The 12599-nt window shown below is 72.5% G+C and carries 13 protein-coding genes; 9 read left to right on the forward strand and 4 right to left on the reverse strand.

From position 1 onward, the window contains the following. Position 1 precedes the first annotated feature (1 nt). Positions 2-487, reverse strand: a complete 486-nt coding sequence (locus OHU35_RS21535) for an Lrp/AsnC family transcriptional regulator (protein ID WP_405509296.1) — start codon at positions 485-487, stop codon at positions 2-4. 190 nt (positions 488-677) lie between these two features. On the opposite strand from OHU35_RS21535, the gene pdhA reads away from it, so the two are divergent. From pdhA to OHU35_RS21565, 6 genes are all read left to right on the forward strand, one after another. Further along, a complete protein-coding gene (gene pdhA, locus OHU35_RS21540; protein WP_359891158.1) occupies positions 678-1829 on the forward strand; it encodes a pyruvate dehydrogenase (acetyl-transferring) E1 component subunit alpha in 1152 nt (383 codons plus the stop codon). Further along, positions 1826-2830 carry an alpha-ketoacid dehydrogenase subunit beta gene (locus OHU35_RS21545; protein WP_189727128.1) on the forward strand — a complete coding sequence of 335 codons (1005 nt, stop codon included), beginning with the start codon at positions 1826-1828 and terminating at the stop codon, positions 2828-2830. The genes pdhA and OHU35_RS21545 overlap by 4 nt, the downstream gene beginning before the upstream one ends. Further along, entirely contained in the window at positions 2830-4137 is a 1308-nt protein-coding gene (locus tag OHU35_RS21550) for a dihydrolipoamide acetyltransferase family protein (protein WP_189727127.1), read from the forward strand. The genes OHU35_RS21545 and OHU35_RS21550 overlap by 1 nt, the downstream gene beginning before the upstream one ends. 85 nt (positions 4138-4222) lie before the next feature. Then, positions 4223-5185 (forward strand): NTP transferase domain-containing protein, encoded by a 963-nt coding sequence (locus OHU35_RS21555; protein WP_405506425.1) that lies wholly within the window; start codon positions 4223-4225, stop codon positions 5183-5185. Next, on the forward strand, positions 5182-6552 hold the full coding sequence (locus OHU35_RS21560) for a molybdopterin molybdotransferase MoeA (protein ID WP_189727125.1): 1371 nt from the start codon (positions 5182-5184) through the stop codon (positions 6550-6552). The genes OHU35_RS21555 and OHU35_RS21560 overlap by 4 nt, the downstream gene beginning before the upstream one ends. Next, positions 6549-7655: a TrkA family potassium uptake protein gene (locus tag OHU35_RS21565; RefSeq protein ID WP_189727124.1), complete on the forward strand. Its 1107-nt coding sequence runs from the start codon at positions 6549-6551 to the stop codon at positions 7653-7655. Before OHU35_RS21560 ends, OHU35_RS21565 begins: the two co-directional genes overlap by 4 nt. A 7-nt stretch (positions 7656-7662) precedes the next feature. On the opposite strand, the gene OHU35_RS21570 is transcribed toward OHU35_RS21565, so the two are convergent. Beyond that, positions 7663-8511 (reverse strand): ABC transporter permease, encoded by an 849-nt coding sequence (locus tag OHU35_RS21570; protein ID WP_405506428.1) that lies wholly within the window; start codon positions 8509-8511, stop codon positions 7663-7665. Next, the gene (locus OHU35_RS21575) at positions 8508-9539 is read right to left on the reverse strand and encodes an ATP-binding cassette domain-containing protein (RefSeq protein WP_189727122.1); all 1032 of its coding nucleotides are present in this window, start codon (positions 9537-9539) and stop codon (positions 8508-8510) included. The genes OHU35_RS21570 and OHU35_RS21575 overlap by 4 nt, the downstream gene beginning before the upstream one ends. Positions 9540-9709: 170 nt before the next feature. Here OHU35_RS21575 and OHU35_RS21580 point away from each other — a divergent pair, with 170 nt between their 5' ends. Further along, the gene (locus tag OHU35_RS21580; protein WP_189727121.1) at positions 9710-10690 is read left to right on the forward strand and encodes an NAD(P)H-quinone oxidoreductase; all 981 of its coding nucleotides are present in this window, start codon (positions 9710-9712) and stop codon (positions 10688-10690) included. Positions 10691-10721: 31 nt separating this feature from the next. On the opposite strand, the gene OHU35_RS21585 is transcribed toward OHU35_RS21580, so the two are convergent. Further along, a complete protein-coding gene (locus OHU35_RS21585; RefSeq protein WP_229873169.1) occupies positions 10722-11054 on the reverse strand; it encodes a hypothetical protein in 333 nt (110 codons plus the stop codon). Positions 11055-11384: 330 nt separating this feature from the next. On the opposite strand from OHU35_RS21585, the gene OHU35_RS21590 reads away from it, so the two are divergent. Both OHU35_RS21590 and OHU35_RS21595 read left to right on the forward strand, forming a co-directional pair. Continuing rightward, complete coding sequence (locus tag OHU35_RS21590; protein WP_189727120.1) at positions 11385-11954, forward strand: PadR family transcriptional regulator; 570 nt, start codon at positions 11385-11387, stop codon at positions 11952-11954. An 85-nt stretch (positions 11955-12039) separates the two neighbouring features. After that, positions 12040-12582: a bacterial proteasome activator family protein gene (locus OHU35_RS21595; protein ID WP_189727119.1), complete on the forward strand. Its 543-nt coding sequence runs from the start codon at positions 12040-12042 to the stop codon at positions 12580-12582. The last annotated feature ends 17 nt before the right edge of the window (positions 12583-12599 follow it).

Below are 12599 nucleotides of genomic sequence, written 5' to 3' on the forward strand. Positions count from 1 at the left end.
CTCACCCCTGCGGCTCGAGGTCCTCCTCCTCGAACACCAGCAGCGTGCGGGTGCTGAGCACCTGCGGGATCGCCTGGAGGCGGGTCAGTACCAGTTCGCGCAGCGACCGGTTGTCGGAGACGTGCACCAGCAGCAGCACGTCGAAGTCCCCGCCCACCAGGGCGATGTGGGAGGCGCCCGGCAGCCGTCTGAGCTCCTCGCGCACCGTGCGCCAGGAGTTCTGCACGATCTTCAGCGTGATGTACGCGGACGTCCCCTGACCGGCCCGCTCATGGTCGACGCGGGCGCCGAAGCCGCGGATGACACCGTCCTCGACGAGCCGGTTGATGCGGGCGTAGGCGTTGGCGCGTGAGACGTGGACCCGTTCGGCGACCGACCGTATCGAGGCGCGGCCGTCCGCCTGGAGCATGCGCAGGATGTCCTGATCTATGGCGTCCAGGGGCCGCGGCGGCGGTAGCACACCGCCGACGTCCTGTCCTTCGGCCATTTGTTCAGATGCCACCTGCGCCGACCTCCCTACCATGGACGTACTGCGTCCATCACAGGCTGTGGAGAACCGTTTGTCCACAGCCTGGGGCCAGCCATAGCCAAATTGTGCCGTCGACCGAACAATCGGTAGGTGAGGCGGGTCACAGCCGACCCGCCTCCCGTAGCCGCTCCCACGAGGAGGTGCCGTCATGACGGTCATGGAGCAGCGGGGCGCGTACCGGCCGACCCCGCCGCCCGCCTGGCAGCCCCGCATGGATCCCGCGCCGCTGCTGCCCGACGCGGAGCCGTACCGCGTCCTCGGCACCGAGGCCGCCGCGAAGGCGGACCCGGAGCTGCTGCGGACGCTGTACACGCAGCTGGTCCGCGGCCGCCGCTACAACGCGCAGGCCACCGCGCTCACCAAGCAGGGCCGCCTCGCCGTCTACCCCTCCACCACCGGCCAGGAGGCCTGTGAGGTCGCCGCCGCGCTCGTGCTGAAGGAGCAGGACTGGCTCTTCCCGAGCTACCGCGACACGCTCGCCGTGGTGGCCCGCGGTGTGGACCCCGTCGAGGCGCTCACGCTGCTGCGCGGCGACTGGCACACGGGCTACGACCCGTACGAGCACCGGGTCGCCCCCCTGTGCACCCCGCTCGCCACTCAGCTGCCGCACGCCGTGGGTCTCGCGCACGCCGCCCGCCTCAAGGGTGACGACGTGGTCGCCCTGGCCATGGTCGGCGACGGCGGCACCAGCGAGGGCGACTTCCACGAGGCGCTGAACTTCGCCGCCGTCTGGCAGGCCCCGGTCGTCTTCCTGGTGCAGAACAACGGCTTCGCGATCTCCGTCCCGCTCGCCAAGCAGACCGCGGCCCCGTCGCTGGCCCACAAGGCCGTCGGCTACGGCATGCCCGGCCGCCTGGTCGACGGCAACGACGCCGCGGCCGTGCACGAGGTGCTCTCCGACGCCGTACGGCACGCCCGCGCGGGCGGCGGTCCCACCCTGGTCGAGGCGATCACCTACCGCGTCGACGCCCACACCAACGCCGACGACGCGACCCGCTACCGCGGTGACGCCGAGGTCGAGACCTGGCGCGAGCACGACCCGATCCAGCTGCTGGAGCACGAGCTGACCGCGCTCGGCCTGCTCGACGAGGCCGGGAAGCAGGCCGCACGGGACGCCGCCGAGGCGATGGCCGCCGACCTGCGCGCACACATGAACCAGGACCCGGCACTCGACCCCATGGACCTGTTCACCCACGTCTACGCCGAGCCCACCCCGCAGCTGCGCGAGCAGCGGGAGCAGCTGCGGGCGGAACTGGCGGCCGAGGCCGAGACCGGGCCGGAAGGGGACACGCACCGATGACCACCGTCGCCGTCAAGCCGGCCACCATGGCGCAGGCCCTCACGCGCGCGCTGCGCGACGCCATGGCCGCCGACCCCGCCGTGCACGTCATGGGCGAGGACGTCGGCACCCTCGGCGGCGTCTTCCGCGTCACCGACGGACTCGCCAAGGAGTTCGGCGAGGACCGCTGCACGGACACCCCGCTCGCCGAGGCGGGCATCCTCGGCACGGCCGTCGGCATGGCGATGTACGGCCTGAGGCCGGTCGTGGAGATGCAGTTCGACGCGTTCGCCTACCCGGCGTTCGAACAGCTCATCTCGCACGTGGCCCGGACGCGCAACCGCACCCGCGGCAAGATGCCCCTGCCGATCACCATCCGCGTCCCCTACGGCGGCGGCATCGGCGGAGTGGAGCACCACAGCGACTCCTCCGAGGCGTACTACATGGCGACCCCGGGGCTCCATGTGGTCACGCCCGCCACCGTCGCCGACGCCTACGGCCTGCTGCGTGCCGCCATCGCCTCCGACGACCCGGTCGTCGTCCTGGAGCCGAAGCGGCTGTACTGGTCGAAGGACTCCTGGAACCCCGAGGAGCCGGCGCCCGTTGAACCGATAGGCCGCGCGGTGGTGCGGCGCTCGGGCCGGAGCGCCACGCTCATCACGTACGGGCCGTCCGTACCCGTCTGCATGGAGGCGGCCGAGGCGGCCCGGGCCGAGGGCTGGGACCTCGAAGTCGTCGACCTGCGCTCCCTGGTGCCGTTCGACGACGAGACGGTGTGCGCCTCGGTGCGGCGGACGGGACGCGCGGTCGTCGTCCACGAGTCGGGTTCCTTCGGGGGCCCGGGCGGGGAGATCGCGGCCCGGGTCACGGAGCGCTGCTTCCACCACCTGGAGGCGCCGGTGCTGCGCGTCGCCGGGTTCGACGTCCCGTATCCGCCGCCGATGCTGGAGCGCCACCACCTGCCCGGTGTGGACCGGATCCTGGACGCCGTGGGGCGTCTGCAGTGGGAGGCCGAGAGCTGATGGCACAGGTGTTGGAGTTCAAGCTGCCCGACCTCGGTGAGGGGCTCACCGAGGCCGAGATCGTGCGCTGGCTGGTGGAGATCGGCGACGTCGTCGCCATCGACCAGCCGGTCGTCGAGGTCGAGACGGCCAAGGCGATGGTCGAGGTGCCCTGTCCCTACGGCGGTGTGGTCACGGCCCGCTTCGGCGAGGAGGGCACGGAACTGCCCGTCGGAGCGCCGCTGATCACGGTGGCGGTGGGGGAACGGGCGCCGTCCGGCGGCGGTGCGGAGGAGGCCGGGACCGAGGGCTCGGGGAACGTCCTGGTCGGATACGGCACGTCCGAGGCACCCGCGCGGCGGCGCAGGGTGCGCCAGGAGCCCGCGGCCGGTGCCGCGCCCGCCGCGGCGGTGAACGGGCGGGCAGGTGTCCCCGAGGCCGAGGACGGCCCCCTCCCCGTGATCTCGCCCCTGGTCCGCAGGCTGGCCCGGCAGAACGGCCTCGACCTGCGGGAGCTGACCGGCTCCGGGCCCGACGGGCTGATCCTGCGGGCGGATGTGGAGTACGCGCTGCGCGCCGCGCCCCGGCCCGCTCCGGCAGCGGCCCCCGCCCCCCGGCCCGCCGCGACAGCCGCCCCGGGCGAGATCCGCACGCCCCTCAAGGGCATGCGGGGCGCCGTCGCCGACAAGCTGTCCCGCAGCCGCCGTGAGATCCCCGACGCGACCTGCTGGGTCGACGCCGACGCCACGGAGCTCATGCGGGCACGGACCGCCATGAACGCGGCCGGCGGGCCGAAGATCTCCCTGCTGGCCCTGCTGGCCCGGATCTGCACCGCGGCCCTCGCCCGGTTCCCGGAGCTCAACTCCACCGTGGACGCGCAGGCCAGGGAGGTCGTCCGGTTCGACCACGTGCATCTGGGCTTCGCGGCGCAGACCGACCGGGGGCTCGTGGTCCCGGTGGTCCGGGACGCGCACGCGCGGGACGCCGAGTCGCTGACCGCGGAGTTCGCCCGGCTGACCGAGGCGGGCCGGACCGGGACGCTGACGCCCGGCGAACTCACCGGCGGGACCTTCACGTTGAACAACTACGGAGTCTTCGGCGTCGACGGCTCCACTCCGATCATCAACCACCCCGAGGCCGCCATGCTCGGCGTCGGCCGCATCGTCCCCAAGCCCTGGGTGCACGAGGGCGAGCTGGCGGTGCGGCAGGTCGTCCAGCTCTCGCTCACCTTCGACCACCGGGTGTGCGACGGCGGCACGGCGGGCGGCTTCCTGCGCTACGTGGCGGACTGCGTGGAACAGCCGGCGGTGCTCCTGCGGACGCTGTGATTCCTCTCCGGCGCGCGGCCGTTCCCGGTGATCGCGTCGGTTCCCCCGCGTTCCATGTGATCGCGGGGGCACGCATACTCGGGGGGTGACCGCGTACGAGCCTCCCGGTGAACCCGGCGTCGGCCCCGGCCCCGCGCAGGGGACGGACCCCGCCGACCACGACGCCGTCGTGCTCGCCGGCGGCGCCGCCCGGCGCCTCGGGGGCGCGGACAAACCCGGGGTGCGCGTCGGCGGGCGGGCCCTGCTCGACCGGGTGCTCGCCGCGTGCGACGGCGCCCGTACCACCGTCGTCGTGGCCGCGCCCCGGCCGACGGCACGGCCCGTGACCTGGGCCCGCGAGGACCCGCCCGGCGGCGGACCGCTCGCCGCGCTCGACGCCGGCCTCCGGCACACCACGGCGGAACACGTCGTGGTGCTCTCCGCCGACCTGCCGTTCCTCGAGGAGCGGACCGTCGGCCGGCTGCTGGGCACGCTGCGGGGGACCGCCGCCGACGGCGTGCTGCTGACCGACCCCGACGGCCGCGACCAGCCGCTCGTCGCCGCGTACCGCACACGGCGCCTGCGCGAGACGCTCGCCCTCCTCGCCGAGCGGCACGGCGGTCCGCACGGACTTCCCCTGCGGCGTCTCACCGCCGAGCTGGACCTCACCCGCATCTCCGATCCCGTCGCGTCTTTCGACTGCGACACCTGGGACGACATCGCCTCCGCCAGGGCACGCATCAGGGAGCATGGGCACGTGTTGGATGAATGGATTTCCGCGGTCAAGGACGAGCTGGGGATCGACCTCGACGTCGACGTGAAAGAGCTGCTCGACCTCGCCCGCGACGCCGCCCACGGTGTGGCCAGGCCCGCCGCGCCGCTGACCACCTTCCTCGTCGGCTACGCGGCCGCGCGGGCCGGCGGGGGCCCCGAGGCGGTCGCCGAAGCCGCCCGCAAGGCCGTGGCCCTCGCCGCCCGCTGGGCGGAGGAGAGCACCCCGAAAGCCCCGGGGGACCAGCCCGACGTCGCCCCCGACGCGACGCCCGACACCCGCCCGGACGCCGGATGACGCCGCACGGCACCCGCACCGGTGAGGACGCCGAAGATCTCGACGTCGAGGAGGTGCTCGCCCTCGTGAACAACAGCAACGGCACCCACCTGCCCGACCCCGCCGCACGAGGTGAGAAGGACAGCACCCCCACGCCCCGGAAGCCGGACACCCGGCACCGGGCCACCCCCTGGCCACAGGCCCGGGACATCGCCGGACGCGCCGCCCGGAGTGCCACCCGGGCCGCCCGCCGCGACCCCGTCTCCGTGCCGCTGGACGCCGCCCTCGGCCTCACCCTGGCCACCCCCCTCGACGCCCTCACCGACCTCCCCTCCTTCGACACCTCCGCGATGGACGGCTGGGCGGTCGCCGGGCCCGCCCCCTGGGACGTACGGGACGAGGGCGTCCTGGCCGGGCACACCGCGCAGGCGCCCCTGACCGACGGCGAGGCCGTCCCGATCGCCACCGGCGCCCGCATCCCCGCGGACACCACGGCCGTCCTGCGCAGCGAGCACGGCCGCACCGACGACAAGGGCCGGCTGCACGCGACCAGGGGCGTCGTCCCCGGCCAGGACATCCGCCCCCGGGGCCAGGAATGCCGCACCGGCGACCAACTCCTGCCCGTCGGCACCCTCGTCACCCCGGCCGTCCTCGGGCTCGCCGCGGCGGCCGGATACGACACGGTCACCGCCGTCCCCCGCGCCCGCGCCGAAGTCCTCGTGCTCGGCGACGAGTTGCTCACCGAGGGGCTGCCGCACGACGGTCTGATCCGGGACGCGCTCGGCCCGATGCTGCCGCCCTGGCTGCGCGCGCTCGGCGCCGAGGTGACCGCCGTACGACGCGTCCGGGACGACGCCGGCGCCCTGCGCAGGGCGATGACCACGTCCGACGCCGACGTCATCATCACCACCGGCGGCACCGCGGCGGGGCCCGTCGACCACGTCCACCCCACCCTGCGCCGTATCGGGGCCGAACTCCTCGTGGACGGCGTCAAGGTGCGCCCCGGCCACCCCATGCTGCTGGCCCGCATCACGGAGACCCAGCACCTCGTCGGCCTGCCGGGCAACCCGCTCGCCGCCGTCTCCGGACTGCTGACGCTCGCCGAGCCGCTGCTGCGGACCCTCGCGGCCCGCCCGGCCCCGGAGCCGTACACACTGCCGCTCAGGGACGCCGTGCACGGGCACCCGCACGACACCCGGCTCGTGCCCGTCGTCCTGCGGGGCGACCAGGCCGTGCCGCTGCACTACAACGGCCCGGCCATGCTGCGCGGCATCGCGGCGGCCGACGCGCTGGCCGTCGTGCCCCCGGGCGGCGCCCGTCCGGGGCAGGAGGCGGAACTGCTCGACCTGCCCTGGGCGTCCGGAGGTATCGGAGTGTGTTTCACGTGAAACTTCCGGGCCAGGACGCGATCGCCCGCCAGGCGGACGAGCATCTGGTGACCCATCGGGTGAAACTCCCGAAGAAAGTGGTGGAGCACCCGATCCGCCAGGTCTTCAAGCGGCTCTCCATGGCGCTGGGGGTCCTCGTCGTCACCGCGCTGATCGTCTACGCCGACCGCGACGGCTACAACGACAACGCGGGCGGCGGCCTCACCCTCCTCGACGCCTTCTACTACGCCACCGTCACCCTCTCCACCACGGGCTACGGTGACATCACCCCCGCCGGCGACGCCGCCCGGCTCACGAACATCCTCGTCATCACGCCCCTGCGTGTGCTGTTCCTGATCATCCTGGTCGGCACCACCCTCGAAGCGCTCACCGAACGCACTCGCGAGGAGTGGCGACTGACCCGCTGGAGGTCCACGTTGCGCGATCACACCGTCGTCGTCGGATTTGGCACGAAGGGCAGGTCGGCGATCCGGACCGTCTGCGCGACGGGCCTGAAGAAGGAACAGGTCGTCGTGGTCGACCCCAGTTCCAAGGTCGTCGACGCCGCGACCGCGGAGGGGTACGCGGGCATCGTCGGGGACGCGACCCGCAGCGAGGTGCTGAAGCGGGCCGAGGTGCACAAGGCACGTCAGATCATCATCGCGACCCAGCGCGACGACACGGCGGTCCTGGTGACGCTGACGGCCCGGCAGCTCAACCGCGGGGCGAAGATCGTGGCCACGGTGCGGGAGGAGGAGAACGCGCCGCTGCTCAAGCAGTCCGGCGCCGACGGTGTCGTCACCAGCGCCAGCGCCGCAGGCCGCCTGCTCGGCCTGTCCGTGCTCAGCCCCTCCGCCGGCATGGTGATGGAGGACCTCATCCAGCAGGGCAGCGGGCTCGACATCGTCGAACGGCCGGTCGTCAAGGCCGAGGTGGGCAAGACCCCGCGTGAGATCGCCGACCTGGTGGTCAGTGTCATACGCGGTCACCGGGTGCTCGGCTACGACGATCCGGCCGTGGGGAGGCTGGAGTTGACCGACCGCCTCATCACGATCGTGCGGAAGACACCGGCCACACAGGTCGCGCCCGACATCCGTCCGATGCCGCCGATGCCCCGCAACTGATCGAGTATCACTTCCGGTTGTACAGCCGCATCGTGATCGGCCCGAAGACCAGCACGAACAGTCCGGCCCAGCCCAGCGACCAGGCGACCTCGTCGGCCGGCCAGTCGCCGCCCATCAGGCCGCGCACCGCCGAGGCCAGATGGGTGATGGGGCTGTTGTTCACGAAGGCCTGGAGCCAGCCCGGCATGGTCGTCGGATCGACGAACACGTTGGACAGGAAGGTGAGCGGGAAGATCACCATCATGCTGACGCCCATCACCGACTTCTCGGTGCGCAGCATCAGCCCGAACATCGTCCAGATCCACGAGAAGGCGAACGAGAAGAGCACCAGCAGGGCGATCCCGGCGAGCACACCGCCGATCCCGCCGTCCGGCCGGTAGCCCAGGATGATGCCGACGGTGAGCATCACGACCGACGCGATCGTGTACCGCAGGGCGTCGCCGAGCAGATAGCCGACCATGGTCGACGGCCGCCAGATCGGCAGCGTGCGGAAGCGGTCGAAGACGCCCTTCTCGATGTCCGTGTTGACCGAGACACCCGTGTACATCGTGATCATCACGACCGACATCACGAGGATGCCCGGCAGCAGGAACTGGATGTACTCCTTCGGCGAGCCGGCCAGCGCCCCGCCGAACAGGTACGTGTACATCAGCACCATCATGATCGGGAACGCCGTGACGTCGAAGAGCTGCTCCGGCACGTGCTTGATCTTGAGGATCGCCCGCCACCCGAAGGTCATCGAGGCCGACCAGGCGCTGGGCCGTGGGGGCCGCTCCTTGGCGATGAGCAGGGCCGCGAGGGATTCGGTGCTGACCGGGGCGAGATCCTTGGCCTCGGTGGTCGTCGTGGTGCTCATGCCGCCACCTCGTCCTTCGGGTCGTGGGAGCCGGAGCCGGCCGTGCGGTCCGGGGCGTGCGTGTCGTGCCCGGTGAGGGCGAGGAAGACCTCGTCCAGGCTGGGCTGGCCCAGCGAGAAGTTGTCGACGGTGATCCCGGCGTGGGCCAGTTCGTTCAGCGCGCGGGCGGCCTGCTGGGCCGCGCTGTCGTCGCTCGCCGCCGTACCGAGGCGGGCGGTCAGGGCCACCGCGTCGGGCTCCGGCTGCACCTGCGCGTCGAGGGTCCGGCGCAGCAGGTCCGCCGCGAGGCTCCGTTGGCCGGGATCTCGTAGCCGCAGATGGACGGATCCGGCGCCGACGGACGACTTCAGCTCGCCCTTGGTGCCCTCGGCGATCACCCTGCCGCGGTCGATGACGGCGATCCGGGACGCCAGCTGGTCGGCCTCGTCCAGATACTGCGTGGTCAGCAGCACGGTGGTGCCCTGGGCGACCACGGCCCGCACGATGTCCCACACCTGGTTGCGGCTGCGCGGATCGAGGCCGGTCGTCGGCTCGTCGAGGAACAGCAGGTCGGGGGTGCTGAGGATGGACGCGGCGATGTCGATCCGGCGCCGCATACCGCCCGAGTAGTGCTTGACCTGCTTCGCGGCGGCCTCCGTGAGGCCGAAGGCCTCCAGGAGCTGGGCGGCGCGCTCCCGGGCGGCCTTCTTGTGGTGACCGAGCAGCCGGCCCAGCAGGACCAGGTTCTCGGTGCCGGTGAGGTCCTCGTCCACCGACGCGTACTGGCCGGTGAGGCTCACCCGGGCGCGGACATCGTCCGCCTCGCGGACGATGTCGTGGCCGAAGACATGCGCTTCGCCGCCGTCCGGCCGCAGGAGTGTGGCGAGCATCTTCACGGTGGTGGTCTTGCCGGCGCCGTTCGGGCCGAGGACGCCGTAGACCGTGCCGGCGGGCACGGACAGGTCGACTCCGTCGACGGCCCTGGTCTCGCCGAACGTCTTCACCAGGCCCGCGGTCTCGATCGCCAGGCCGGACGTCTGCGTGCTCATGCTTCGGGTCCTTCCGAGTACGTGGGCTACGCATGGGGAGACCTTTACGGTCGCGCAAACTCATCGGTCCCGCATATGGATTTTCGCCAGAACCGGACCAATGACGTAGAGGGAGCCGACCCGGGGACGGAGCGGACTCCGTCCGGCGACCGAGGAGTACCGTCCCAGTCATGTATGCGATCACGATTCCCGAACCTGGTGGGCCCGAGGCGCTGGTCTGGGACGAGGTCCCGGATCCCGTGCCCGGCGAGGGCGAGGTCCTGGTCGAGGTGACGGCCGGTGCCGTCAACCGGGCCGACATCCTGCAGCGGCAGGGCTTCTACGACCCGCCGCCCGGCACGCCCCCCTACCCCGGCCTGGAGTGCTCCGGGCGGATCGCCGAGATCGGCACCGGCGTCTCCGGCTGGAGCGTGGGCGACGAGGTGTGCGCGCTGCTCGCCGGTGGCGGTTACGCCGAGAAGGTGGTGGTCCCGGCCGGACAGCTGCTGCCCGTGCCCGAGGGCATCGGCCTGCGGCAGGCCGCGGCACTGCCCGAGGTGACCTGCACCGTCTGGTCGAACGTCTTCATGATCGCCCATCTGCGCCCCGGCGAGACGCTCCTCGTGCACGGCGGCTCCAGCGGCATCGGCACCATGGCGATCCAGCTCGCCAAGGCCGTCGGTGCCAGGGTCGCCGTCACGGCGGGCACCAAGGAGAAGCTGGACCGGTGCGCCGAACTGGGCGCCGACATCCTGGTCAACTACCGCGAGCAGGACTTCGTCGAAGAGGTCAGGAAGGCCACGGACGGCGCCGGTGCCGACGTCATCCTCGACAACATGGGCGCCAAGTACCTGGAGCGCAACGTCAAGGCCCTCGCCGTCAACGGCCGGCTCGCGATCATCGGTATGCAGGGCGGCGTCAAGGGCGAGCTGAACATCGGCGCGCTGCTCGCCAAGCGCGCCGCGATCAGCGCGACGTCCCTGCGGGCCCGGCCGCTGGAGGAGAAGGCGGCCATCGTCGCGGCCGTGCGCGAACACGTCTGGCCCCTGTTCTCCGGCGGCCATCTGCGCCCGGTCATCGACCGCGAACTCCCCATGGCGGACGCTGCCACCGCCCACCAGGTCGTGGAGGACAGCGGCCACATCGGCAAGGTACTGCTGATCGCCCCGTAGAGCGCCCCGGCACACGGCCGGCCGCGTTCCCCTACGCGCGCCTCAGCCGGAGGCCCACGAACGCCAGGCCCAGCCCGAGTCCGATCAGCACCAGCCCGCTGCCCAGCGGCAGGATCCGCAGCACAGGCCCGACAGATCGGTCGGCCTGTGCCGCGGCCTCGCGTACGGGCGGCTCCGTCGGTGCGGAGGGCTCGGGGACGGCGGGGACGGCCTCCCGGGACGCCTCGGGCACGGCGCTGGCCTCACGAGCCTCCCGCTCCTCCGCGGCCTCCTCCGGCCGCCCCGGCCGCTCCCGCCCCTCACCGGCCCGGGTCCCGGCCCGCGAGGGCTCCCCGGACGCGGACGGGGCCGACGGGGCCGACAAGGCAGAGGGGGCGGCGGCCGCCCCGGCCTCGTCGTACGCGAGGACAGAGGGGACTGAGGAGATATAGAGGGCTGAGGAGACTGAGGCAACAGAACCGTAGGCCTGAACAGAACCGCAGGGTGAGACGACCACACCCGCCCCCAGGGCGACCATCAGTCCGGTCGCCCGCAGTGCGCGTAGCCATGGAGTCACGTTGGTGACCCCCTCCCGCCGCGCCCGGTAGGGCAAGATCGGCAAGTTCGGTCATTTCGAGGCAATCAGCCTCACACCGCCCCGGGCGTCCGGCACTCCGGGTTCGGCCGACGGGCGGAATCGCTGCACAATCCGGTTATGTCCATACGTCACGGGCTGCTCGCGCTCCTGGCGGCCGGCCCCCGCTACGGCTCACGCCTGCGCACCGACTTCGAGGCCCGCACCGGCGGGACCTGGCCGCTGAACATCGGGCAGGTCTACACGACGCTGGGCCGCCTGGAACGGGACGGGCTGGTGGCCCGGGAGGGCGTCGACAAGGCGGGGCGGGCGCTGTACACGCTCACCGAGGCGGGCCGGGCCGAGCTGCGCGCCTGGTACGCCCGCCCCGTGGCACGGACGAGCCCGCCGCGCGACGAGCTCGCCATCAAGCTGGTGATGGCGGTCGGAGCGGACGGCGTCGACGTACGGGAGGTCGTCGAGGCCCAGCGCCGGCACGTGACGCAGGCGCTGCACGACCTCGTGCGGCAGCGGGCCGAGGCCCTGGCCCGCGGGCCGGGGCACCCCCAGGAGATGGCCCGGCTGCTCGTCCTGGAGCAGCTCGTCTTCCAGGCCGAGGCCGAGATCCGGTGGCTGGACCACTGCGAGGCCCGTCTGCTGCGTCTCACCCGTGAGGTGGAACCACCCTCCGGCGAGCAACCCGGGCCCTGACCGATACGTCTGTCGAAACAGGGTGGATCAGCTTCCCGTGGGGGCACCACGGAGGTGAGGTGCAGGCGTGCGAGAGAATGGCGACATGGAGATGCCGAGAAACGAACGGTCGCCGGAGAGCCCGCAGATCCTGGTCGTGGGCCAGGACGGCATGGCGCTCGGGGGCGGCAGCGGAGACGAGGACTCCCGCGAGATCCCGGTCACGGAACAGGTGGAGCAGCCCGCCAAGGTCATGCGCATCGGCAGCATGATCAAGCAGCTGCTCGAAGAAGTGCGCGTGGCGCCCCTGGACGAGGCCAGCCGGGTCCGGCTCAAGGAGATCCATGCCAGCTCGGTGAAGGAGCTGGAGGACGGTCTGGCACCCGAATTGGTCGAGGAGCTGGAGCGGCTGTCCCTGCCCTTCACGGACGAGACGACACCCAGCGACGCGGAACTGCGCATCGCGCAGGCCCAGCTGGTCGGCTGGCTCGAGGGACTCTTCCACGGGATCCAGACGACGCTGTTCGCCCAGCAGATGGCGGCCCGCGCCCAGCTGGAGTCGATGCGCCGCGCCCTCCCGCCGGGCGTCGGCCACGAGGGCCTCGACGAGCAGCACCCGGGAGCCCGTTCGGGCGGGCCGTACCTGTAGGCCCGGTACCAGACCTC

It is taken from the genome of Streptomyces purpurascens, assembly GCF_045040895.1.
Lineage (GTDB): Bacteria > Actinomycetota > Actinomycetes > Streptomycetales > Streptomycetaceae > Streptomyces > Streptomyces purpurascens.

Coding starts and splice junctions, on each gene's coding strand:
- pdhA (WP_359891158.1), top strand. CDS start 678: ATGACGGTCATGGAGCAGCGGGGCGCGTACCGGCCGACCCCGCCGCCC.
- OHU35_RS21580 (WP_189727121.1), top strand. CDS start 9,710: ATGTATGCGATCACGATTCCCGAACCTGGTGGGCCCGAGGCGCTGGTC.
- OHU35_RS21575 (WP_189727122.1), bottom strand. CDS start 9,539: ATGAGCACGCAGACGTCCGGCCTGGCGATCGAGACCGCGGGCCTGGTG.
- OHU35_RS21550 (WP_189727127.1), top strand. CDS start 2,830: ATGGCACAGGTGTTGGAGTTCAAGCTGCCCGACCTCGGTGAGGGGCTC.
- OHU35_RS21545 (WP_189727128.1), top strand. CDS start 1,826: ATGACCACCGTCGCCGTCAAGCCGGCCACCATGGCGCAGGCCCTCACG.
- OHU35_RS21595 (WP_189727119.1), top strand. CDS start 12,040: ATGGAGATGCCGAGAAACGAACGGTCGCCGGAGAGCCCGCAGATCCTG.
- OHU35_RS21535 (WP_405509296.1), bottom strand. CDS start 487: ATGGCCGAAGGACAGGACGTCGGCGGTGTGCTACCGCCGCCGCGGCCC.
- OHU35_RS21570 (WP_405506428.1), bottom strand. CDS start 8,511: ATGAGCACCACGACGACCACCGAGGCCAAGGATCTCGCCCCGGTCAGC.
- OHU35_RS21560 (WP_189727125.1), top strand. CDS start 5,182: ATGACGCCGCACGGCACCCGCACCGGTGAGGACGCCGAAGATCTCGAC.
- OHU35_RS21590 (WP_189727120.1), top strand. CDS start 11,385: ATGTCCATACGTCACGGGCTGCTCGCGCTCCTGGCGGCCGGCCCCCGC.